This window comes from Aeoliella fuhlenseeensis (assembly GCF_052161615.1).
Classification (GTDB): Bacteria; Planctomycetota; Planctomycetia; order Pirellulales; family Lacipirellulaceae; genus Aeoliella.
In genome coordinates this window covers 1,745,835-1,768,597 of the sequence record NZ_CP197417.1, presented here as the reverse complement: position 1 = coordinate 1,768,597, position 22,763 = coordinate 1,745,835, and the positions used below count along the sequence as shown (strand labels likewise).

Below are 22,763 nucleotides of genomic sequence, written 5' to 3'. Positions count from 1 at the left end.
TTCGACTGCCAATCAAAACGCTCCCTCGCCCTGCCTGCCCCGTGCCCAAGTCCTTAGTTACCACCGACATCCGAGGTCAGATGATCCTGCTGGGCACTGGCACCAGCGTCGGGGTGCCGGCCGTTGGCTGCGGCTGCCCGGTCTGCCAATCCACCCACCCTCGCAATAATCGCACGCGGGCTAGCATTATCCTGGGCCTCCCCGAGGGAAACCTGCTGGTGGACACCTCGCCCGATCTTCGCCAGCAATTGCTCCGAGAGCGCATCGGCTTGGTCCACGCCGTGGTTTACACCCACGAGCACGCCGACCACGTGTTCGGGCTCGACGACCTTCGGCTCATGCAGTTCTACCTCAATGGCCCCGTCCCGCTGTACGTCGAGCCCATCGTCGAACGCCGGATTCGCCAGTCGTACGACTACGCGTTCGCCAAAGAAGAGTCGCAGAGCCTAGTGCCTCAGCTCGAGCTCCACACCATTGGGCTCGAGCCTTTTGACCTTCTGGGCGGGCACATCATCCCGTTCCGACTGCACCACGGCCGCGACTTCGACGTGCTCGGCTTCCGGTTCGGCAACATCGCCTACTGCACCGACACCAACAACATCCCGCCCGAGAGCGAGGCGCTGCTCCAAGGGCTCGACGTGCTCATCCTCGACGCCCTCAGGCTCACGCCCAGCAGCACCCACTACACGCTCGACCAGGCGATCGAGGTCGCCACACGGATCGGCGCGAAGCAAACCTACTTCACCCACATCGCCCACGAGCTGGAATACGAAGAGACCAACGCCCGGTTACCTGCTGGCATGGCCCTGGCGTACGATGGGCTACGAATTCCGCTGTAAATTGGAACTAGTATTATCCCACGATGGTCGTAGTGGTTAGAATACGCTCTTCCTAGAATTCGCTCCTACGATCGTTCGTGGCACGGCCCATGCATCAGTTTCCCTACATCACTCCCTACGTCAACGACGTTTTCGCGAGGGAGCGGGAGCGGTGGGACTTCATCTACCTTCGACCCGTGCTGCTGGTCATTTACTTCTTCGTCCGCACGATCAGCTTCCCCCTCCAATTCGTCCTTCATCGCCGACCCTGGGGATTCGAGTCGTACGCCATCGACTGGTTCATGGTGTTCGGGCTGAAATACCTCGCCCGCTACGATGCCGCGGAATTATTCATGCGGCATGTTCAGATCGAACCACTGCTGTATCAGTACATTTTACAGCAACGCGGGGTTCCGATTGAGTGCAACGGTAAAAAGCTCAATTCCATTGATGGCGACTTTAGCCTCGACGACGAGAAGACCCTGCTGCATCATCAGTTAACCATCGGTCACGACCTGCTCTCCTACGAGATTGTCGATCGATTCGACAAGCAGGTATTTCTTGATAATCTTGACTACATCCGCAGCACGAAACCCTGTGACCACAACGAGATCAGCAAAGCCGTGCTCGAAGCAAATCGCCGGTGCTCGTGGCAACTGTTAGGGCCGACGAACGTCGTGATGCTCATTGTGATGGCGATCACGGTCTTCGGCGACCTGAAGACGACCATCACGGCGCTCAATTCATTTGGCTCCGATTCGATCCTACTGTGGTGCGTCAAACGCATTTACGCGGGCAACCAGACGGTGCAGACCGACCTCGACTTCTTCATGCAGGAGGTCGCCAACCGAGGGCACTACAACAACAGCGCCTTCTTCTCGAACCCCAGCCAGTATCTCTACTATCACATCGTCTTCGACGAAGTGGTGTATGACTTGCTGCGGACCGTACCCGCCACGCCCCAGGAAGCGTAGCGCCGATGCCTTGCTACATCGTCCAAACCGCTTCGCACCTTCCGGGCGAGGCCATCTCGAACACCGACATTGGCCGGTACTTGGGCGTAGTCGAAGGCGAGGAGCTCATTCGCGATCGAATCCTCGCGATGAACGGCATTCGCTCGCGACACTACGCGCAGGACCCGCACCAACAACCCACCGACGACGTGTACGGGCTCGGATCGCACGCGGTCGGGGAGCTCGTCGAGCGCGAGGGGTTCGGCCAGATCACCTACCTGTCAGCCGGGACCACGTACGCGCCACTCGCCGCACCCGGTTACGCGTCGATCCTGCACTCAAGGCTCGCCGAGGCCGACTTGCTGACGCATCCTGTTGAGATTAGCTCGAACGCCGGCATCTGCTCCTCGGCGTCTGCCGCCTTGATGGGGGCGGTGCGAGCCATCGAGTCGGGCGACCACCAAGCGGCACTTTGCGTCGCCGCCGAGCATTCTTCGGAGGTCATCAAATCCACGGCGATAAATCCGATTGACGACCGGGCGAGCTACGCCAACCTTCGCGACAGCCAGTGGTTCATGTCGATGTTCTTGCGGTTCATGCTTTCCGACGGTGCCGGTGCGATGGTACTGGCAGACGAACCACGGTCCAACGGCATTTCACTCCGCGTCAACTGGACGCACTCGCTGTCGCTCGCGAGCACCGCTCCTCTGTGCATGAAACTGGAGAGCCGCGGAGGTCAACTCTCGCAAGACGTATCGATTCTCTCCAAGCACCTGTTCCCAGCGGCTGGCGTGTTTCTTGACCATGCGTTCGAGCGGCACGACGATTCGATCGAAGCGCACCAAATGATTTTGCCTCACCTCTCGTCGTTTTTCTTTCGCAAGAAGCTGGAACGAACTATCGCCGAGCGATGCTCCGACCCCAGTCGCGTCCCACCCTACTGGACCAACCTCGCCACCGCAGGAAACACGGGGGCGGCAAGCATCTACATCATGCTCGACGAATACTTGCGAACGCAAAACGTCGTTGACGGCCAGCGCCTGCTGCTGTTCGTTCCCGAGTCCGGTCAGTTTAACTTTGTACTTATTAGCCTCACCGCGATTGTGCCATGAACGAATCAAAGGAAGTCCGCCGGCTGGCGATCATCGGGGCGGGTAGTAGTGGCTTGATAACGCTCAAGTACGCCCTCGACATGCTGCCTGGCTGGGAGATCGATTGTTTCGAACAATCCGACAGCATCCGCGGCGTGTGGGGCAATCCTTACGCTGGCTTTAATTCTACTTCTACGAAGTACACGACCCAGTTTTCTTGCTATCCCCAGTACGACAGTTCGGCCGTCGGGAACGCTGGCGACAAACGCGAGTTCTTTCAAGGTCCCGAGTACGGCGACTACCTAAACCAGTTCGCCGACCACTTCGATCTGCGGCGCTGCATCCGAATGCAGCACCAAGTCACCAGCGTCGCGCGCGATGAATCCACCGGGCGCTGGCGCGTAGCCTTCGTGCCTAAGGGCTCGCCCGAGCAAATCGCCAGCTACGACGCGGTAGTCATCTGCACGAGCGTGGTTGCCGAGCCAAGAAACCTCGCCGACATGCGTCACTGCCCCGCGACCACGCGGTTAGTGGCACGGAAGGAAGACGTCGATGGAATCGTCGATAGCACGGTCGTAATCGTCGGCGGCGGAGAACTCGGTGCCGACTTCGCCAACCGCCTCGCCGAGCCCTCGCGGAATAATCGCGTCTATCTCTCGCTACGCTCCGGCATCCGCGTGAGCCCTCGCTACCATCCTATTCATGGCGTCCCCTCCGATTTTCTTCGCAACCGATTGTTGCTCTCCATCCACCCCGATCTTCGCAACTGGATTGGCCAGCGTTTCGTCAACGCGCGGATTCGGTACCAGAAGTGGTTTACGAAACTCTTCCCGTCGAAGAACCCGACACCACAACTCAATGGCGACGAAGAGGCAAAACGCAAAGCGTGGACCATGAAGCTCAACAAGCGTGCCCCGCAGCGTTTGTTCGACATGTTCCACAACAAGAGCGACGACTTCCTCAACGCCATCGCTACCGATCGCCTGCAAGTGATCGGCCCGCCGGTGGACGACCAGTGGCAAACCTTCACCGACTTCGATGGCGAAGGACGCATCGACGTGCGCCCCGACGTGTTGGTGCCGGCGGTAGGATTTCGCTCGCGAGTTGCCGAGCTGACCGGCGGGCTCACCGAACTCAAGGATTTCTATCACGGCTGCTGCAACGTCCAGCACCCGGGGCTCTACCTGGTGGGCTACGCGCGACCGGTGATTGGCAACATCCCGTCGATGAGCGAGATGCAGGCCCGCTACGTGCTGCACGCCATCGCCGGAAAAATCACGTTGCCAAACGACATCCAACAGCGGCACCAAACGGACCTCGAACACCGACGCAAGCGATTTGGCGGCGTCGCCACCGAGTGGATCTACCCGGTAGAGATGTTTCCCTACTGCGACCAACTGGCTCGCGAAATGGGAACTCGAGTGCGAGGCGGGTCGCTACGCGATTGGTGGTGCGTGCAGACGGCCGCGGCGACGACACTCGACTACGACTGCTTCGACGCCGAGCGCCGCCAGTTGCCGACGCCCCCCACGCATTTGCCGTTAGTGCTAATCGCGCTGTTGCTGGCCCTCAAGCCAGTCGACTGGGTCTACCGCGCTTGCCGGGGCTCGCGCTGAGACGCCGTTACGCGCAGACCATTCTTGAGTCGCATGGTCATCAGAGCAGTCGCTTCATGTCGTTCGCTTCGGTCGAGATCGAACTGAAATTCTCTACCTAGAACGGTGAGTAGCACGACCAGTTCCTGCATGGCAAAGTGCAGGCCAACGCAGACACGCGGACCACCGCCGAACGGAACGTAGGCGTGCGATGAATGGCTATTCTCTTCCCTGCCGGGTTCAAACCGATTGGGATCGAACTGATCGGGCTCTTTCCAGAAGCCCGGATGCCGGTGCAGGGTATGGCGACTGAACACCACCATCGCCCCTGCCGGAATGCGGACGCCCCCCATGTCGACATCGCGAACGACGTTGCGATTCTCAAACCAGAAAGGCGGATGAAGCCGCAACGTTTCCTGAATCACCATGCGCGTGTACCGGAGCTTAGGCACGTCGTCCAAATGCAACGGACGATCGCCCAGCACTTCGCTCCATTCATCCTGCAAGCGCTGTTCTACCTGCGGATTCTGACACAGCTCGTACCAGATCCAAGTAAGGGCGACCCCTGAAGTCTCGTGACCGCCGATGATCATTCCGAGCACTTCGTCGCGGATTTCTTGGTCCGTAAGTGGCGGCTCGTCGACCGACGACTGTTCGCGCAGCAGTAGCGTCAACAGATCGTCGGCCCCCGACTCGCGCCTCAGGTCGATCATTTGCTGAATGCACTGATGAAACTCCGTCAGCGCGCGGCGAAAGCGATAGTTGAGCCTCGAAGGAAACCACGCCGAACGCACGATCGGCAACGGACTTTTGGAACTGTAGTGATCGATCACTTCGGTCCATCGAGTGATCGAATCGTGGAGCTGCTCGAATTGCCCGCTGAACATCGACCGCCCGATGATGTCGAGCGTCAAGTGGTTCATCAATGGCGCCAGATCAAAGGACGACGACTCCGGATCGCAGTGCGCGCGGATGCGTTGGGCCGTTCGGTCCGCACACTCCACCATGGTATCGAAGTACGATCGAATCCGCTTAGGACCCATCAGTTGCTGCACGATCATGCGGCGGCGCTTCCACGCATCGCCTTCAGCAACCACCAAGCCAGCGCCGAATGCACGGCTGAAACGATCGTAGAGCGGGCTCCGTTTGTCGAACACATCGTGCGTCGACTGGAGGACTTGCTTGACCAGCGCGGGGTGGTTCACCTGGTAGAACTCAATCACACCCCGGTAATGAACGAAGTCGCCAAACTCCTCGACCAGTCGAGAGAACAGTCGCTCGCGACTACCTGCCAGAAGCCAGAGCCGATAGCACCAAGGGGCGCGGACCAGCTTGCCGGTGAAACCGCCAGATGATTTAGCTTCGTGAGGCGCTTGCACCGACACTCCTTACGGACGCCCCGGCCCGCAGGCCGGGGCATGGCCGGTGACTACCGCGCGATGGCGACGCGGTTGTCCTTCAGCAGCATCAGGTAATCGATCAGGATCGCCAGGGCTTCCTTGTTGTAGTGATCTTCCATGTCGAACACGGGGCGGTCGTTGCTGGTGGCTTCTTCGAACGCGTCCTCTTGTTCCTTGTCCGCGTCGAGTTCAGCCAGCTCCGCCAGGTACTCTTCCTGGTTCAGCGTGACGGTCTTCTTGTCCTTTTGGGCTTCGAACCGTTCGATGCGTTTCAGGTCCTTGGCGAAGTCCTCAGAACTAGCAATACGGGCCTTCGACGAATCGCGGAGTTGACCGACCGTGTTGGTGTCCACCATCTGGTACACGTCGTGGCTCAGGGCACCGATCTTGTCGAACGCCAGGGCGTAGTCGAGGTCCGACTCGCCGACATCCAGGTGCGAGGTCAGCGACGGAATGATCACGTCGGCAGCCACACCGTGGTTCTGGGTGCTATCGCCATCGGGGCGGTAGAACTGCTGGATGGTCAGCTTCATCGCACCGAGGTTCATGTCGTTGCGAATGCTAAACAACAGCTGAGCCACGTCGTACAACTGCTGCACGGTACCCTTACCATGGGTGGCGTCGTCACCGACGATCAAACCTCGGCGATAGTCCTGCATCGCACCTGCGAAAATCTCGCTAGCCGAGGCACTGAACTTGTTGGTCAGCACCACGAGCGGACCCGACCACACCATGCCGGCTTCGGGATCGACGAACGGCTGAGCGCGTCCATCGGGACCTTTCACCTGCACCACGGGGCCTTTGTCGATGAACAGGCCGGTCATGTTCACGGCTTCGGTCAGCGAACCGCCGCCGTTGAACCGTAGGTCGACCAGCACGGCATCGACGCCCTTGGCGTTGAAATCGTTGAGCAGCCGACGCACGTCGCGAGTGGTGCTCTTGTAGTTGGGATCGCCAGCACGAGCGGCGTCCATGTCCATGTAAAAGCTAGGAAGCGAAATCACGCCGACTTGGTAGGGCTGGCCGTTGGCCTTGGTACCCCAAGGAATGATGACGCTACGAGCTTCGCTCTCGGTCAGTTTGATCTCCTGACGCGTCATGGTGTAAATCTCACGGTCCTTGGGATTGTCCACCGGACGAACTTCCAGACGGACTACGCTGCCCCGCTTGCCGCGGACGCGATCGACCACGTCGTTCAGCTTCATGTCCATGATGTCTTCGATCTCGCCGTCGGTACCCTGTCCGACGCCGACAATCTCATCACCTTCCTTCAACCGGCCATCCTGATCGGCCGCACCACCTTTGATGATCTGGTGCACCTTGGTGTAGCCGTCTTCGCTACGGAGCGATGCCCCGATACCGTCCAGCTTCAAACGCATCTGAATCTCAAAGTTGTCCAGCGAGCTGGGGGCCATGTAGGTCGAGTGAGGATCGAAGCCCGTGGTCATGGCAGTCAGGTACATTTCGAGCAACTCGTCGTTGTTCGTCTGTTCCCAGCGCTTCTCGAGGCTCGTGTAACGACGGCGAAGCTTCTCTTTCGCCTCGGATGCTTCCATGTCGTCGGCCAGCAGGTTCAGCATCTCGTACTTCACCCGGCGACGCCACTTATCCAGGGCTTCGCTCTCGTTCTTCGCGTACACCGACGTATCGGCGTCGCGGATCATGTCTTCCTTCAACGTGAAATCGTGCTCGGCATCGACTTGCTCTAGCGCCATCTGGACGCGTTGGTCCACGCGCTCCAGGAAGCGGTTGAAGATGGTGTAGGCCATCTTGATGTTGCCGCTCCGCACGTGGTCGTCCAGTTGGTGCTTGCTGGCCATGAATTGGTCGACGTCTTCCTGCATGAAGAACAACTTCAGCGGGTCGAGCATCTTCAGCAGTGAGTTGAGGCACCGCTCCGAGGCCTGGTCGTCCAGACGCTTCTGCGCGATGTGTTGCTTCTCCATCAACAGCGACACCGCCAGCGCGATCTGACGATCGGTCGCGGAAGGTTCGGTCGGACGCGAGAGGGCCGGGGCAGCCAGCACCAGGGCCGCAAGGCCAAGGGACAAACTAGCGATGATGGGGCGTGCGGCGAGAGTGTGCTGCATGGTCTAACATCCTAAATGTTGAGATCTGGCCGAGGCGGCCAGCGGCAAGTCGTAAGGAGAGTCCGTAAGCCTTATCGGTACAGATTCGGGGGCAACGACAGCGCCTTTCGGCGACGTAACCCCCGGATGAGCCGGTGACAGCATGTCGGCTGGTTTCTAAAAGTGGCCGTTCCTAACAGGGGCCGACGTGCAACCTAACGACGTAAGTTGCTCGGATTTCGGCACTTATCGCATAATAGCTGTATTCTACGCAAGCGGCAAGATCGAGCTAACTCGCCCTGCTTCTGCAACACGCAGATGCTTGCACCCGCGTTCCTTACGCAGGAAATTCTAGCTTGGTTCTGTTCCGCCGGCATGCTTATTCCCACAGCAGGAGCGCCCGGCGATCTTCTCTAACCGCGACCGCCGAAGTTAGTTCCGCCAATTTCGACTTTCCGAGCCACCCACCACTCGGGCCGAACACCGCGTGCTGCCGATGCAATCAACGATCCCCGCGGAATCGAGACACCGCCAACTTCCCCCGTTCGCAGCCCATCGGCCATGAGACACTTCGCCACCGCGTTCGCCGCCCTGCTCGTCGTAGGCACGCTGCCGACAACCACCTGCCACGCGGCCGGCCGCTGGCACGTCCCGTCGACCCCGTGCCAGTACATGGGCTACGGTTTCGGGCCCGGTTACCACGCGCCGATGATCCTGGGACCCACTTGGAAATCGTGGCCCGCCAGCCCGGGCGTCCAGCGCGTGGCCCATCCCCCTCAAGCGCCATGCCCACAATGCGCCGGGGGATTCGCTGGATACGGCGTGGAGGATTCTTTTTACTCCGCGAACCACTTCGGAGCGAGCGAACTGATGCCCGCCGGCCCTCAGTTCGCCCCCTCGCAGCTTCCCTACGAAACCAACAAGCCCACGCTCCTGCCCGAACCCCCATCGCCGTCGGAATCCGCCCCACGCCTGCCATAAAGCAAATCCTCTTAGCCGTTTTGGCGCTAGCCACGGTTGCGCGAGAACCCCACACCGCCGGAGGGCTCGCGCCCTTCCGCTAACCATCGCCCATCCCTCCTAGCGGCACGGCGCAAGCCGTCCGGCCGTCCCTGGAAAGACTTCACAAGTCCTCCGGCGAATAGCATCGACCCCTCCGGCGCGGTAAGCTCCAGGCAGTCCTTCGATTGCTTGCCGGGGTTTTGGTGTTCGTCTATTTCTGCTTCTTTACGATCGTCCTGCTGCTAATCGCTGCGTGGCTCTTGCGCGGCGTTTGGGGACGCCGCGCGTGGAGCAACAAGCTCGACGCTGCCCGCGAAGCACTGCCCCGCCAGTGGGAACAGCTCGAGCTGCTGTTCCTCGAATCCGCCGCCGCCACCGGCAAACCTCGCGGATTGATTTGGACGAAGTCCCGTTTCGACGACCGAGCCCTCCTCGCCCGCGATCGAGCCAATGGCGAACTCTACGCCCTCGTCCGCATCACCGTGGCCTTCGAAGCCGTGATCGGAGGGGGCATGGAAGAAGTCGCCGCGGTGAGCAACCTGCGGTGTGCCACCGCCCTGCTCGAATGGCAGGGCCGCCAATGGTCCACAGCAGGCCGCGTGTTGTTTAACATGGAACCACGCGAAGCCGTCCACCGCTACGCCAAACACCTCGAGCCGATCGGCGAGTTAGAAGTGGGTGGTGGGCAGTAGGCGGTGGGCAGCAGGCCCATTGGTCATTGGTCCTTCTTAATTGGTCATTCCTCAGAGCGGACTCTCCTCATGAAAACCAAGTACCTACTCGCTGCGCTCGTTGCCATCTCCAGTACTGTCAGTGCCGCTTCGCCCCCCAACATCGTCTTCATCTTCTCCGACGACCACGCGTACCAAGCCATCAGCGCCTACGGCTCGAAGCGCAACACCACCCCCAACATCGATCGCCTCGCGAACGAAGGCATGCGGTTCGATCGCTGCGTCGTGACCAACTCCATCTGCGGCCCCAGCCGCGCGTGCGTCCTCACCGGCAAGTACAGCCACAAGAATGGCTTCTACGACAACACCAGTCGTTTCGATGGCAGCCAGCAGACGTTCCCCAAGCTCCTGCAACAGGCCGGCTACCAAACCGCGATGATCGGCAAGTGGCACTTGGTCTCCGACCCTACGGGCTTCGATCACTGGATGGTTCTGCCAGGCCAGGGTCGCTACTACAGCCCCGTGTTCAACACGCCCGAAGGCCGTCGCGTGATACCGGGCTACGTCACCGACGTCGTGACCGACGAAGCCCTCTCGTGGGTCGACTCGCGCGACAAAACCAAACCATTTCTCTTGATGCTCCAGCACAAAGCGCCGCACCGCGAGTGGATGGCCAGCGCCAAGCACGTCGCAAAGTACGAGGGCACCCAGTTCGAAGAGCCCGAAACGCTGTTCGACGACTACCGCCATCGCTCGGACGCCGCCGCCGATGCCACCATGCGCGTCGGCGACGACATGCGGCCAATGGAGGACATGAAACTTTGGCCCAAAGGTGCACCGTACACCGAGCAGCAACTCAAGCTCATGGACTCTGCAACGCGCAAAGCATGGACCGCCGCCTACGCCAAAGAAAACGCCGCGTACATGGCCAACCCACCTAAGGGGGACGACAAAACTCGTTGGAACTACCAGCGCTACATGCGGGATTACATGGCCTGCATCGCCTCGGTCGACGACAACGTCGGCCGGGTGCTCGACTACCTCGAAGAGCATGGACTCGCCGACAACACGATCGTCGTTTACTCCAGCGATCAAGGTTTCTACCTCGGCGAGCATGGCTGGTACGACAAGCGCTTCATGTACGAGCAATCGTTCCGCACCCCCCTGCTAGTGCGTTGGCCCGGTGTCACCGAGGCGGGCTCGGTCGAGAAACGCATGGTGTCGAACCTCGACTTCGCCGAAACGTTCCTCGACATCGCGGGCGTCCAGGTGCCGAGCGACATGCAAGGCGCCAGCATCGCGCCATTGCTCCGCGGCGAACCGGTCGACAAATGGCGCGACGCCTTCTACTACCACTACTACGAAGGCCCTCCGGCGGTGCACACCGTCGCCCGCCACTACGGCGTCGCCACCGACCGCTACAAACTGATCCATTACTACGACCTCGACCAATGGGAGCTGTTCGATCTGGAACACGACCCCCACGAACTGATGAGCCTGTACAACGACCCCAACTACGCCGAGATTCGCGACGAGCTAGAAAAGAAACTCGCCAACCTCCGCGCTGAGCTCGAAGTCACGTCGAACGAACCGGAAGTGAAGTAAAGGGGTCGCGCCGCGTGCCTAAGCCGCGGAGCGGCGACAGCGCATAGCCCGGGGCGCGAGCCCCGGGTCCACATGCTACCGCAGGGTCGAAAGCCACGGAGTGGCGACAGCGCGTTTCAGCAATCGAAATGGATTCAATTCAACGATTCGCTCCCGGCGCGATATTGGAAATCGCACAGCTCTTTAAAACAATCCGCTGCCGCCGCTCCGCGGCTCGTTGTGTCGCGGTGCTATTCCAACCTGGGGCTCGCGCCCCAGGCTATGCGCTTTCACCGCTCCGCGGCTGCCATCAACTGACCACTTATTTCCACATTTTGCGCGGAATTGCCGGTCCGAAAACTATTTCGAGAAAATGTACAAATGTCCCAAGAAGTGACTAGAAAGTACTCGCGCCCATGGTAGGTTGATCCCTGTACATATAAGTAGGCCGTATCAAGCTCCGCGCCGATACGGCAATTAACGCTGGAAAACAAAGGAGAAACGAAGCCATCGAATAACTCCAAATCCTCATGTCATTCTGAGGGAGCCTAAGCGACCGAAGAATCTCGTCCCTGAGTAACCCCCGTAGCATGGCCGCCCCGGCCGTGTCCTACGTCGCACTCGATCCCACCACACGGACGAGGCGGCCATGCTACGCGCTTCGCGTCAGCGACTTGCCAAGCGACCACAACTTCGACACGCCAAGCGCCGGATCGGCGCGGAGCTTGATCCGGCCTACACGCCCTCCGCCCCAGTAAAGTCGCACCTGCGGGTTACCCCTGCGACATTACTCAATTCAGCCCTGCGAGCTAACGATGACTTCGCCCGAGAAAACACGAGACTTTTTGACGCCCACGAGTTGGCCGCCGAGGAATAAAGTCGCACCCAATGAAATAATGGCGAAAGTGCGACTTTATTCGTACGAGGTGGTGAGCGAGTTAAGGGACTCAGGTCACCACGGCCCTTACGGGCCCCGCTCGCCTAGTTGTTGTAGCCTGCCCTAGTTCGGACGTAGTCCACCAGTTGCCAGATTTCCTCTTCGCTCAGGCCGCCTGCAACTCCTGGGCGCGGAGAACCCGACGCGGGCATGGGAGTGCCGGCGATGCCTTGGTGGATTCGGCGGAATAGATCAACGGGATCGCTCCCGCCGTGGAACACTCCTTCCTCGAAGTCACGAGGACGCACGAGTTGCGGCGGCAACAGCGTCGCGGCAACTTGCTCCCGTTCAGACAACTGCCGCCGATCGAGCTCGAGGCGTTCGCTCGCCCGAGCACGCTGCGATTCGCCGAGCTTCGCAAGTTCCGCCGTCCGGCGATCAATTTGCGCGGCGAGCGTTGCCGTGCTGTTGTCGAAGTCGTACACCGCACGATTCCAATCATCGAGCTCCTTAATCACCACTCCCGTCGCTGGCTGACCATGACACTCTGTGCACTTCGCTCGCTGCGACAAGAACAGCGCTTCCCCCGCCTTCGCCGAAGCGGCGATCTCCTCAGGCGTGCGGTTCTCGCTCGGGACGAACTCCGGCGAAGGCTCCACCACCTGCTCGCCAGCTTGCTGCCACGACTCCACCACTCCCGCCACGATCTCTTCGACTAGTTCCTGGTCTTCTTCGTTCTTCGCAGGATCCAATGCATCCACCACTTCCCCTGTCCGCGGATCGTAATCAAATTCGTCCGCGACCACTTCTATGAGTTCACGTTCTACCTCACCCCGCATCGCCAAGTACTTCACGTACTCCACAAGCGAGTCCGTTTGCTCGTCGTCGAGCAGCGCGAACGAGGGCATCGCGGTGCCGGGAACTCCTTGTTCGATCACCCGACGCAGGTCTTCGTCCGTGGGCTTCGCCGAATGATAAGTCGACTTCCACTTGAACGTGCCGGGGCGATAGTTGCGCGGGTAGGGCTCCATTACCGCAGCCGCCGTGCCAAGCCCATCGCCCGTCGTGCCGTGGCAACTGGCGCAGTGCTGGCGATAGAGCCCACGCTGCTGATACTCACGCCCCTCGTCATCTTTTACGTACCCCGCCTGCCCCGCCGCCATTTGCAGCTTCGCCAAATCTAACTTTGTCCCCGGAGGAACCCGTGGTTCGTCAGGCGTCCCAAACAAGTCCGCCAATGCTTGCTCAATCTGCTCGGCGTACGCGGGAGCAAGCTCCACTTCCGCCATCGCCAGCGTGTTCGGCTCGAATTCGGGCGTGCCGGACGTGCAGCCGCCAGCCATCGCTGCGAGCAGGATCGCAACACAAGCTTTCCAAGAATGAGTCGAGTAAACAACACGATCCATCATTCGCTCTCGCTCGCAATCTGTGCCGCATCCACGCTCAACGTGCCGAGGTCGGTCTTCTCGCCCGGCTTGATTTCCACGCTCACACGACCGCGTCGATCAAGCTCGGCGGTTTCCGACGCGCTGTCCTTGAGATAACCAGGTCGCTCGTGCCAGAACACAAAGTCATGCTCGCCGGCGGGGAGGTTCTCGATGGTAAAGTTACCATCGGCGTCGGTGACGGCCATGTACGGATCGTCGCGGACCACGAGCCATCCGCGCATGAAGGGATGTATGCTGCACGCCACGGGACGCGGCAGGCGCTGCTCGTCCTTGAACTCCAGCTTCTGCGTCGCGTCGGGAGCGAGCATGAAGTTGAACGAGTCGTCCGCGAGCTCGGCCTTGATGCTGTGGGCGATGGTGTCGGTGTTCTTCAGCACCAGCGGCTGCCCCACTCGCACGAGCGCCACGTGCGGCGTGAACGCACAACCCTTGTTGTCAAACTCCACCGGCTCGCCGAGCGACTTGGCGTAGTCGGGATGCACGGCGACCTTCTCACCACGCGCGGGCTTGAGAAACACCACGACGTTCGCAATGCCCTGATCCTTGCCGAGCTTCAAACTCTCGTTCTGCGGATCGGCGGTGCAGCAGAACTGGTCCTTCGAGGTATCGAGCTTCGCCAGCTTCGGCGCCTCGCCCTTCAGTACCACCCGCCCCGAAAGCGTCCCCCACCCTTCGTCGGCGCGAGCAATCGAAGGAATGGCGAGCGCAACGCAGCAGCACAGAAGTATTGGAAGTCGTTTCATCTTTCGAATGGCTCAGTGGTTTTGAACAGGAGGAAACGGAGAGAACAGAGAAGTGTGATGGGTTCGAGTTTTTAGAGCCACGGATCGACACGGATGAAACACCGATTCATCCATCGAAAGTTTAGAAGTGGCGGTCAGGCATTCTAACAGAAGGAAACGAAGGGAACGAAGACGTTATCTAGTTGGTCCTCTTCGTTCCCTTAGTTCCCTTCTGTTCCATACTTCCGCATCCTCAGTTCGCGGACTTTCCTGCTGTTCGATTCGTGTTTCATCCATGGCGATCCGTGGCCCAAAACCCACCTACTTTGAGGTTAGTTCAATGGCGGGTCGGCGGCTACGGGTCAAAACGTCGCACTTGCGGCTTCTGCTGCCGAAATCGCGTGGGTTTCGGACCTGCTGGCGAAGGTTTAGAATTACACAATTGCACCTCGAATCCCTGAGTTTTTCCGACGCATGAACGTTTTGATTGTAGGCAATGGTGGCCGCGAGCACGCACTGGCGTGGAAGATTTCGCAAAGCCCGCGGGCTGGCACGGTGTTTGTCGCACCGGGCAACGCGGGTACGGCGATCGATGCCGTGAACGTCGACCTTCAGGCGACCGACATCCCCGGCGTGGTGAAGTTCGCCAAGTCGAACGACATCGGGCTCACAATCGTCGGCCCCGAGGCGCCACTGGTGGCGGGCATGGTCGACGCGTTGCAAAAAGCGGGCCTTCGCGCGTTCGGACCCTCGAAGGCCGCGGCGGAACTCGAAGGGAGCAAGGTGTTCTGCAAGAACCTGCTCCGAACGGCCGATGTGCCTAGCGCGGACTACCGTGTGTTCCGCGACATCGAGAGCGCGACGCACTACCTAACGGAACGCGAAGACGATCCGGTGGTGGTGAAGGCCGATGGGCTCGCGGCGGGTAAGGGCGTGATCGTTTGCCAGAACCGTGCTGAGGCCCTCGAAGCGGTGGAGCGAATCGCCGGCAATCGCGAGTTTGGCGACGCAGGGAAGCAGATCGTCATCGAGGAGCGATTAGTGGGCCAGGAGGCCAGCGTGCTTGCAATCACCGACGGCCGCAACATCATCACGCTTCCCGCTGCACAGGATCACAAAGCGGCGTACGATGGCGATCTAGGTCCCAACACCGGCGGCATGGGTGCCTATTGCCCCACGCCCATGGTGAGCGACAAGCTGCTCGCCGATGTCGAAGCGACCGTACTAGTGCCAACCATTCATCAGATGAAGCGCTCGCGGCGGCCGTTCAAGGGAATCTTGTACGCGGGCATCATGCTCACCAAACACGGCCCCAAGGTGCTGGAGTACAACGTGCGATTCGGCGATCCCGAGTGCCAGCCGCTGCTGATGCGCATGAAGACCGACCTGTTGGAAGTGATCGACGCGGCGGTCGATGGGCGGCTTGACGAGATCGGCGAGATCGAATGGGATCCTCGCCCCGCGGTATGCGTGGTGATGGCGAGCGAAGGCTACCCCGGCAGTTACGAAAAGGGCTATCCGATTCGCGGACTCGAAGCTGCCGCAGCCCTGCCCGACGTCAAAGTGTTCCATGCCGGTACATCGAACATCGACGGCCAGGTGGTCAACATGGGCGGCCGAGTGCTCGGCGTCACGGCGCTCGGCCACACGATCGCCAAGGCGAAACTCGCCGCGTACCAAGCCGTAAAGTGCATCCGCTGGGAAGGCGCGTGGTGCCGGAAGGACATCTCGGACAAGGCGATTAACTAACAGGAATTCGTCGCGGATCTGCGCGGATGAAGCGGATGGGCGCGGATAGGAACTTGGCCAATTGAGACAATCCAAATCTTTGCTAACAAGCACGTGTCGAGTTGCGGCGGATTCGCGCCTAAGTTCCTGACGTCCTGAATCCGTGAGCCTCCGCTTCGATTCGCGTAGATCCGCGACTGATTCCTTGTAAGGACCCACACATTAACACTCTCCGCTACATCCTGGCCAATCTTCGGCATCACTGGCGGATGCATCTGGCGGTGGGGGCGGCGGTGGCGGTGGCGACGGCGGTGCTCACGGGGGCGCTGGTGGTGGGCGACTCGGTTCGCGGCAGCCTGCGTGACCTCACGCTGCAAAGGCTGGGGCGGATCGATCAAGCGCTCGTCACGCCAGGATTGTTCCGTACAGAACTCGCGAACGAACTGTCGGCGACCGAGGGTTTCGACCAGCACTTTGCGGCCGCGCTGCCCGCACTAGTCCTGCGTGGTTCGGCGACCGCTCGCGTGGACGATCAAACACGACGGGCGAGTGAACTCGATCTGTTCGGCGTAACGGACGCGTTTTGGTCCGCCGGCGATGGGGATCTCAGAGCCACGCCTGCGGCTGAGGGGGTGTGGCTCACGCGCGAGGTCGCTGCGGACCTGGGCGTGAAAGCGGGTGACGAAATCGTCCTGCAATTGCCGCTGGTGTCCGAAGTGCCCGCCGACAGTCCGCTGGGCGAGAAGGTCGATACCGTGGCGGGCCAGCGGCAACGCGTTGCGGGGGTGCTCCCAGACGAGGGACTGGCGCGTTTCGGACTTCAGCCCTCGCAGCGACCACCCCGCGCGGTGTTCATTCCACTCGATGTGCTCGCGAACGCGATCGACAAACCAGGTCGCGCGAACGCGATTCTTGTGACCAGCGACTCGATCACGCAGGCCACGGACGCCTCGGCTCGCGAGTGGCTGGACGATCATTTCCGACCAACGCTCGACGACCTTGGTTTGTCGGTGGAGCGACACGACGCGGATGGCGAGTACATGCAGATTGCGGCCCAAGGCATGGTCATCCCGCCGCAAGTGATGAAAGCCGCGGAGCGTGAATTCGAGAACGACCAATTGCAGCCACTCGCTACGTACCTCGCGAATACGATGCGGGTGGGGGACAAGTCGATTTCGTACTCCACCGTGGTGGGAATCGATTCTGCGAAAGAGCTCGGACCGCTCGTCGACGACGAGGGCAACCCGATCGTGCTCGCCGAGAACGAAATCGCGCTCAATGATTGGGCCGCCGAGCAGCTCGCTGCCAAGATCGGCGACATCGTGACGATTCGCTACTACGAACCCGAGAGCACGCATGGCAATTTGCGTGAACACGATCCGCCGCTGGAGCTAACCGTCAGAGCGATCGTGCCCTTGGCACGCGATGGCAAGGCGACGCGTGCAGCGGATCCGAACCTCACGCCGCAGCTCGAAGGAGTGACCGATCAGGAGTCGATCGCCGACTGGGACTTGCCGTTCGAGCTCACCGAACCGATCTCGCGGGCGGACGAGGACTATTGGGACGAGCATCGAGCGACCCCCAAGGCGTTCGTGTCGTTCGAACTCGGACGCAAATTGTGGGGCACGCGGTGGGGCGACGTGAGTATGCTCCGTTTGCCAGCGAACACCACCAACACCGTAGAAGGCGTCTCCCAGCGACTGAGCGAGTCGGTCGAACCGGCGGAGCTTGGCTTTGTCTTCCTGCCGGTGAAAGCGCAGGGCCTCGCTGCCGCCAGTGGAACCACGCCCTTCGATGGGCTGTTCTTGGGCTTCAGTATGTTCTTAATCGCCGCGGCGATCATGCTCCTGGTGCTTCTGTTTCGCTTGGGAATGGAAAGTCGGGCGCGAGAGATCGGACTGCTGTCGGCGGTTGGCTTCGATCCCAAACGCACTCGTCAATTGCTTTCGCGCGAAGCAATGTTGGTGGCGGTCGTCGGCGCGCTAGTGGGTGTCGTGCTCGGCATCGCGTACGCGTGGGCGATGATCACGGGGCTCAAGACGCTGTGGGTAGCGGCGATTGCCGCGCCGTTCTTGGAGCTGCACGTTGGACCGTGGAGTTTGGTGATTGGCTTGCTGCTGGGGCTGTTCACGGCGTGGGCAACCACTTGGTGGACGCTCCGAGGTATCGTACGGCAGTCGCCACGAGGTTTGCTCGCCGGGACAATGGACGAAGCGACCCCGCGCGCGACCGGCAAGCGCCGCAACTGGCGACTCTCGGAACTCGCGCTGGTGGGTGCGGTGGTGCTCGGCGCGTTCGGTGCCACGCAGCAAGGCGAAGCGCAGGCCGGCGCGTTCTTCGGCGTCGGGGCCCTCGCACTCGCTGGCATGCTCGGGCTCGTTCGCCGGTACTGGCAAAACATGGCCTCCGCGCGGTCGAACGTCACGCGGCTGTCGCTGGTCCGACTTGCCGTGGCGAACCTTGCCCGGCGTCCGGGACGCAGCACGCTAACCGTGGGGCTTGTCGCGGCGGCAAGTTTTCTGCTCCTAGCCATCAGCGCGTTCCGCCTCGCACCGACCGAAGCGGGGACCGGTGGTTTTGCGTGGTACGCCACGAGTGCTGCCCCGCTGCATTACGATCTGGGGACGAGCGATGGCCAGCTCGAACTCGGCTTCCGCGACGCCGAAATGGACCAACTCGCCGAGTGTCAGGTCGAGTCACTGCGGGTTCACGGCGGCGAGGACGCGAGCTGCCTGAACCTTTACCGCACCGCCCAGCCGCGGATCCTTGGCGTTCGCGATGCGGATCGCGTGCTCGCGGGTTTCGCGTGGACGGCCAAACTTAATCACGAGCGCCCCGTGCCCGATCTCGATGTCGACCTGGGCGTGGATGATCGCGATCGACCGATTGTGCCGGTGGTGCTCGACTTCAACACGGCTATGTACAGTCTGCATCTGACCGGCGGTGTGGGCTCGCAGCTTGTCGTTCGTGATGGCGACGACCAGCAGGTGACCGTCGAAGTTGTCGGGCTCTTACAGAACAGCATCTTGCAGGGCGACCTGCTCGTGAGCGACGCGAACTTTCGCCGACTGTTCCCTGGCGAATCGGGCTCGCAGTTGTTCCTGATCCGCGACAAGACGGAACAGAACGAGTCGCCACTCGATACTACGCTTGATACGATGCTTGAGAATCGACTCGGTGATTACGGCTTCGCGGCGACCTCGACCGACGAGCGGCTCGCTGGTTTCCTCGCTGTGCAGAATACGTACCTCTCAACGTTCCAGTCGCTTGGCGGACTGGGGCTGCTGCTGGGCACGATCGGCCTTGCTGTCGTGCAGCTTCGCAATGTGCTCGAACGCCGTGGCGAGCTCGCGCTGGTGCAAGCTGTCGGGTTTTCGCGGGGCCGTGTCGTGGCGATGGTGTTGCTGGAAAATCTCGCGCTATTGCTCCTGGGGCTCGCTTTGGGGGGCGCGGCCGCGGCACTAGCGTTACTGCCGCAACTCGGCGTTCAGCAGACTTCGGTGCCGTGGCAGACCATGCTTGGACTTCTGGCCATCGTGCTGCTGGTGGGCGTCTTGGCGACGTGGCTCGCGACGCGGGGAGCACTGCGGCAAGCCATATTGCCGGCGCTGCGAGGGGATTAGGCAGAGATTTCGCCCACGACCCCGACCAGGCTTGGTCGGGGCTATTCACTGCGTTGAGTTTGAGCGCTGTGGCCCATCTGGGTCAGTTCGACTAAATTGGGGCCTTCCCCCCTGCCCTTTATCCCACCTAACGATTGCCGTTCATGCGTAGTCTCCTGCTAGTCATTGCCTCGTTCGCCGTCACCATCCTGTGCTGGGGGCTTTACGGTCCGGTGCTGCACTTTGGGCAGCACGACATGTACATCGGCACGGGCGATCGTCCCGATGCCCGCCTCCGGCCCTTTGTGTGCGTTGGTCTAGCGTACTTCCTAATTGGCGTGATCGTTCCGGCGGCCATCTTGTGGCTGAAGGGCGAGAAGGGGCATTGGTCAACGACCGGCATCTTGTGGAGTCTCGCCGGCGGTGCTCTTGGCGCGATTGGCGCGCTGGGCATTATCATGGCGTTCAACTTCGATGGCAAACCAATCTACGTGATGCCGCTCGTCTTTGGCGGGGCGCCGGTGGTCAATTCGTTCCTGACCATCTACTGGGCGAAGCGCACGAAGGAAGTCGGCCCACTGTTCCTGGCCGGACTCATCATCGTGCTGATCGGGGCTGTAACCGTGCTGGCCTTCAATCCCGCAGCCACCACAGCCAAAGTCGACTTCTTCTCGTTTAACTTTCTCCTCCAGTTGCTATCCATCGCCACGGTGATCGTGTGTTGGGGGGCTTATGGTCCCGTGCTGCACAAAGGACAAGCCGCGATGGATCACAGTCGACTGCGGCCGCTACTGTGTGTTGGTCTCGCGTACTTTGTGATCGCTGTGGTCGTACCGAACATTCTGCTCTTGATGCCGGCGTTTGAAGAGGCAAGCGAGTACAACTTCGCTGGCACCGCGTGGAGTCTCGCCGCGGGAGCCGCTGGAGCGCTTGGCGCGCTCGGCATCATCATGGCGTTTAACTTTGGTGGCAAACCGGTGTTTGTGATGCCATTGATCTTCGGCGGCGCGCCGGTGGTGAACGTGCTGTTCGACACGTATCACAAGGGGGCGTTCGGCAACTTGGGGGGGTTCTTCCTCGCGGGATTGATCCTCGCGATCGCGGGTTCGGCGATGGTGCTGGTGTTCGCGCCAAAGGGCGCGCCTCCTGCGAAGGCGAACTAGAGGTTCATTCAATAGCCGGACCGCCACGCGGTCCGGGAATTCCCGGAGGCAAGTGTGCCTCCGGCTATTGAAGAAAAAAACGAAACCTCAAGTCCCGCGGATCGCACCGAACCACTCGATTTGCTTGCGGGGGCAGAAGACGAACCCGTGCTGTTGGCAGTAGGGCCGGAGCCATTCTTCGCGGTGGAGGAGCTCGGGTTGCTCGACCCCTTGCGGCATGAGCAGCACGCGGTCGGCGTCCACCGGGGCAATGGCTTCCAGGTAGCTTTCGACTTCGGCCAAGTCGTTGGGCGAGTCGACAACGAACTTCAACTGGTAGGTGTGCTGCTCCATCAACTGCCGGACGACGTCGGGGCGATGGCGTGTTTCGTTGTGGCGATGGTGCCAGCGGTGGTGCTTCTGGCGGTCGGGAGCAGAGCTCGCGAACTTCGGGCTCACTGACATCAGGTCGCACTCGACGGGAAGAAACAGCGTACCGGCGGTCTCGATGGTCACGTGCCGACCGCGTCGCCGCAGTTCCTGGCACAGCGGAATCAGTTCCGCGAACAGCATCGGCTCGCCACCCGTGATCACCACGTGAGGACAATCCCACTCGTCGATCTGGGCGATGATTTCGTCAACCCCGAGATCCACTCCCTCGGGCATCCACGACGCAAACGGCGTGTCGCAGTACCAGCATCGCAAGTTACACCCACTCGCGCGAACGAACACACTCGGAATGCCCGTGAGCAACCCTTCGCCCTGCGTCGACTTGTAGATTTCAGCAATTCGCATTGATCGAGCTGTTAGCTCAAAGCTGTAAGCGTTTAGGTTTGGTAGGCAATCGGGTCTTCGAGGCCGGCTTCGGCGAAGCCTTTCTTACGGAGCTGGCAGGCGTCGCAGCGACCGCACGACGTGCCTTCGTCATTTGGCGCGTAGCACGTGTGCGTTAGGCTATAGTCAACTCCGAGCTCGGTGCCCCGCGTGATGATTTGGGCCTTCGTCCATTGTACTAACGGCGTGTGGATTCGGAAACGAAGCGTCCCCTCGACGCCCGCTTTTGTGGCGAGATTCGCCAGGGTCTCAAACGCCGCAATGTACTCGGGCCGGCAGTCGGGATAACCGCTATAGTCCACCGCGTTGACGCCGATGAACAGATCCGCCGCCCCGATAACCTCTGCGTACCCAAGGGCCAGCGAAAGCATCACCGTATTCCGGGCCGGCACGTAGGTGATTGGTATACCACCCGCCATCGACTCCGCGTCACGGTCCTGCGGGACGGCGATGTCGTCGGTAAGGGCGCTTCCACCCAAGGCGTCGAGCGAGATTGCAACAGTCTTGTGCTCGCGAACTCCGACAGCCTGGGCCACCCGAGCAGCAGATTCGAGCTCGAAACGGTGCCGCTGCCCGTAGTCGACGCTCAGGGCGTAGAGTTCGAAGCCCTCGTGCCGGGCGATGGCGGCGGTGGTGGCGGAGTCGAGACCGCCGGAGAGCAAGACGACTGCTTTTGGTGGGTGGGAAGCGGCGGACATCGGGTTTTCCGAATCTCAGTTTAAACGGGGGAACGCTCGGGAAATTCGGAGCACAGTCGGCCGCCAAGCGACTAGACTCGCAGATTGCGGCACCTTTCGCCTTGGGGTTCATCATGCCAAAATGGCCGGTCGCCTGAAAGGAGAGGTACCTCAATGTCCGAAAATCGTCAGCTACTCGAAACGTTTGAAAATCAGTTCCCCGACCGCGATTACAAGATCGAAATCGTGGCCCCGGAGTTCACGTCGGTTTGTCCCAAAACGGGTCAGCCCGATTTTGGCACGATCACCATCTCGTACACGCCCGACAAGGTGTGCATCGAGCTGAAGAGTCTGAAAATGTACTTACAGAGCTTTCGCAACCAGGGCATTTACTACGAGCACGTGACCAACACGATGCTCGACGACCTCGTAGCGGTGAGCCGACCACGCTGGATGAAGATCGTAGCGGCGTTCAATGCCCGCGGCGGAATCACCGAAACCGTTACCTCGCAGTACACTTCGGCGATGTAGTACGGGCGGCGCGTGCCGC

Annotated in this window: 17 protein-coding genes; 11 read left to right on the top strand and 6 right to left on the bottom strand. The window is 60.7% G+C overall.

Annotation, left to right across the window (positions count from 1 at the left end; all coding sequences use genetic code 11):
- Positions 1 to 41: 41 nt before the first annotated feature.
- The 4 genes from SH292x_RS06815 (at position 42) to SH292x_RS06800 (ending at position 4,478) form a co-directional block, all read left to right on the top strand.
- Positions 42 to 839 (top strand): MBL fold metallo-hydrolase, encoded by a 798-nt coding sequence (locus SH292x_RS06815; RefSeq protein ID WP_442484839.1) that lies wholly within the window; start codon positions 42 to 44, stop codon positions 837 to 839.
- Between the two features lie 89 nt (positions 840 to 928).
- Entirely contained in the window at positions 929 to 1,792 is an 864-nt protein-coding gene (locus SH292x_RS06810; protein WP_442484838.1) for a DUF6999 family protein, read from the top strand.
- Between the two features lie 5 nt (positions 1,793 to 1,797).
- A complete protein-coding gene (locus SH292x_RS06805; protein ID WP_442484837.1) occupies positions 1,798 to 2,883 on the top strand; it encodes a hypothetical protein in 1,086 nt (361 codons plus the stop codon).
- On the top strand, positions 2,880 to 4,478 hold the full coding sequence (locus SH292x_RS06800; protein ID WP_442484836.1) for an FAD/NAD(P)-binding protein: 1,599 nt from the start codon (positions 2,880 to 2,882) through the stop codon (positions 4,476 to 4,478). Before SH292x_RS06805 ends, SH292x_RS06800 begins: the two co-directional genes overlap by 4 nt.
- Here SH292x_RS06800 and SH292x_RS06795 read toward each other — a convergent pair.
- Both SH292x_RS06795 and SH292x_RS06790 read right to left on the bottom strand, forming a co-directional pair.
- Entirely contained in the window at positions 4,451 to 5,836 is a 1,386-nt protein-coding gene (locus tag SH292x_RS06795; protein WP_442484835.1) for a cytochrome P450, read from the bottom strand. The two genes, SH292x_RS06800 and SH292x_RS06795, sit on opposite strands and share 28 nt — an antisense overlap.
- 50 nt (positions 5,837 to 5,886) lie before the next feature.
- Positions 5,887 to 7,947 (bottom strand): carboxy terminal-processing peptidase, encoded by a 2,061-nt coding sequence (locus SH292x_RS06790; protein ID WP_442484834.1) that lies wholly within the window; start codon positions 7,945 to 7,947, stop codon positions 5,887 to 5,889.
- 540 nt (positions 7,948 to 8,487) lie between these two features.
- Here SH292x_RS06790 and SH292x_RS06785 point away from each other — a divergent pair.
- The 3 genes from SH292x_RS06785 to SH292x_RS06775 all read left to right on the top strand — a co-directional run bounded on the left by SH292x_RS06785 (position 8,488) and on the right by SH292x_RS06775 (position 11,204).
- Positions 8,488 to 8,907, top strand: a complete 420-nt coding sequence (locus SH292x_RS06785; RefSeq protein ID WP_442484833.1) for a hypothetical protein — start codon at positions 8,488 to 8,490, stop codon at positions 8,905 to 8,907.
- Between the two features lie 206 nt (positions 8,908 to 9,113).
- On the top strand, positions 9,114 to 9,620 hold the full coding sequence (locus tag SH292x_RS06780; protein ID WP_442484832.1) for a hypothetical protein: 507 nt from the start codon (positions 9,114 to 9,116) through the stop codon (positions 9,618 to 9,620).
- Between the two features lie 69 nt (positions 9,621 to 9,689).
- Positions 9,690 to 11,204 carry a sulfatase family protein gene (locus SH292x_RS06775; protein ID WP_442484831.1) on the top strand — a complete coding sequence of 505 codons (1,515 nt, stop codon included), beginning with the start codon at positions 9,690 to 9,692 and terminating at the stop codon, positions 11,202 to 11,204.
- 960 nt (positions 11,205 to 12,164) lie between these two features.
- Here SH292x_RS06775 and SH292x_RS06770 read toward each other — a convergent pair.
- The gene (locus SH292x_RS06770; RefSeq protein WP_442484830.1) at positions 12,165 to 13,469 is read right to left on the bottom strand and encodes a c-type cytochrome; all 1,305 of its coding nucleotides are present in this window, start codon (positions 13,467 to 13,469) and stop codon (positions 12,165 to 12,167) included.
- Complete coding sequence (locus tag SH292x_RS06765) at positions 13,466 to 14,251, bottom strand: hypothetical protein (protein ID WP_442484829.1); 786 nt, start codon at positions 14,249 to 14,251, stop codon at positions 13,466 to 13,468. The genes SH292x_RS06770 and SH292x_RS06765 overlap by 4 nt, the downstream gene beginning before the upstream one ends.
- 453 nt (positions 14,252 to 14,704) lie before the next feature.
- Here SH292x_RS06765 and purD point away from each other — a divergent pair, with 453 nt between their 5' ends.
- The 3 genes from purD to SH292x_RS06750 all read left to right on the top strand — a co-directional run bounded on the left by purD (position 14,705) and on the right by SH292x_RS06750 (position 20,723).
- The gene (gene purD / locus SH292x_RS06760; RefSeq protein WP_442484828.1) at positions 14,705 to 15,979 is read left to right on the top strand and encodes a phosphoribosylamine--glycine ligase; all 1,275 of its coding nucleotides are present in this window, start codon (positions 14,705 to 14,707) and stop codon (positions 15,977 to 15,979) included.
- Between the two features lie 248 nt (positions 15,980 to 16,227).
- On the top strand, positions 16,228 to 19,581 hold the full coding sequence (locus tag SH292x_RS06755) for an FtsX-like permease family protein (RefSeq protein ID WP_442484827.1): 3,354 nt from the start codon (positions 16,228 to 16,230) through the stop codon (positions 19,579 to 19,581).
- A 143-nt stretch (positions 19,582 to 19,724) separates the two neighbouring features.
- Positions 19,725 to 20,723 carry a hypothetical protein gene (locus tag SH292x_RS06750; protein WP_442484826.1) on the top strand — a complete coding sequence of 333 codons (999 nt, stop codon included), beginning with the start codon at positions 19,725 to 19,727 and terminating at the stop codon, positions 20,721 to 20,723.
- An 87-nt stretch (positions 20,724 to 20,810) separates the two neighbouring features.
- Here the strand turns inward: SH292x_RS06750 and SH292x_RS06745 are convergent, their stop codons facing one another.
- Both SH292x_RS06745 and queC read right to left on the bottom strand, forming a co-directional pair.
- Complete coding sequence (locus SH292x_RS06745) at positions 20,811 to 21,497, bottom strand: 7-carboxy-7-deazaguanine synthase QueE (RefSeq protein ID WP_442484825.1); 687 nt, start codon at positions 21,495 to 21,497, stop codon at positions 20,811 to 20,813.
- A gap of 32 nt (positions 21,498 to 21,529) precedes the next feature.
- The gene (gene queC / locus SH292x_RS06740; protein WP_442484824.1) at positions 21,530 to 22,234 is read right to left on the bottom strand and encodes a 7-cyano-7-deazaguanine synthase QueC; all 705 of its coding nucleotides are present in this window, start codon (positions 22,232 to 22,234) and stop codon (positions 21,530 to 21,532) included.
- Between the two features lie 153 nt (positions 22,235 to 22,387).
- Here queC and queF point away from each other — a divergent pair, with 153 nt between their 5' ends.
- Positions 22,388 to 22,744 carry a preQ(1) synthase gene (gene queF, locus SH292x_RS06735; protein WP_442484823.1) on the top strand — a complete coding sequence of 119 codons (357 nt, stop codon included), beginning with the start codon at positions 22,388 to 22,390 and terminating at the stop codon, positions 22,742 to 22,744.
- Positions 22,745 to 22,763: the final 19 nt, after the last annotated feature.

Coding starts and splice junctions, on each gene's coding strand:
- SH292x_RS06790 (WP_442484834.1), bottom strand. CDS start 7,947: ATGCAGCACACTCTCGCCGCACGCCCCATCATCGCTAGTTTGTCCCTT.
- SH292x_RS06765 (WP_442484829.1), bottom strand. CDS start 14,251: ATGAAACGACTTCCAATACTTCTGTGCTGCTGCGTTGCGCTCGCCATT.
- purD (WP_442484828.1), top strand. CDS start 14,705: ATGAACGTTTTGATTGTAGGCAATGGTGGCCGCGAGCACGCACTGGCG.
- SH292x_RS06810 (WP_442484838.1), top strand. CDS start 929: ATGCATCAGTTTCCCTACATCACTCCCTACGTCAACGACGTTTTCGCG.
- queF (WP_442484823.1), top strand. CDS start 22,388: ATGTCCGAAAATCGTCAGCTACTCGAAACGTTTGAAAATCAGTTCCCC.
- queC (WP_442484824.1), bottom strand. CDS start 22,234: ATGTCCGCCGCTTCCCACCCACCAAAAGCAGTCGTCTTGCTCTCCGGC.
- SH292x_RS06755 (WP_442484827.1), top strand. CDS start 16,228: ATGCATCTGGCGGTGGGGGCGGCGGTGGCGGTGGCGACGGCGGTGCTC.
- SH292x_RS06785 (WP_442484833.1), top strand. CDS start 8,488: ATGAGACACTTCGCCACCGCGTTCGCCGCCCTGCTCGTCGTAGGCACG.
- SH292x_RS06770 (WP_442484830.1), bottom strand. CDS start 13,469: ATGATGGATCGTGTTGTTTACTCGACTCATTCTTGGAAAGCTTGTGTT.
- SH292x_RS06745 (WP_442484825.1), bottom strand. CDS start 21,497: ATGCGAATTGCTGAAATCTACAAGTCGACGCAGGGCGAAGGGTTGCTC.
- SH292x_RS06800 (WP_442484836.1), top strand. CDS start 2,880: ATGAACGAATCAAAGGAAGTCCGCCGGCTGGCGATCATCGGGGCGGGT.
- SH292x_RS06750 (WP_442484826.1), top strand. CDS start 19,725: ATGCGTAGTCTCCTGCTAGTCATTGCCTCGTTCGCCGTCACCATCCTG.
- SH292x_RS06775 (WP_442484831.1), top strand. CDS start 9,690: ATGAAAACCAAGTACCTACTCGCTGCGCTCGTTGCCATCTCCAGTACT.
- SH292x_RS06805 (WP_442484837.1), top strand. CDS start 1,798: ATGCCTTGCTACATCGTCCAAACCGCTTCGCACCTTCCGGGCGAGGCC.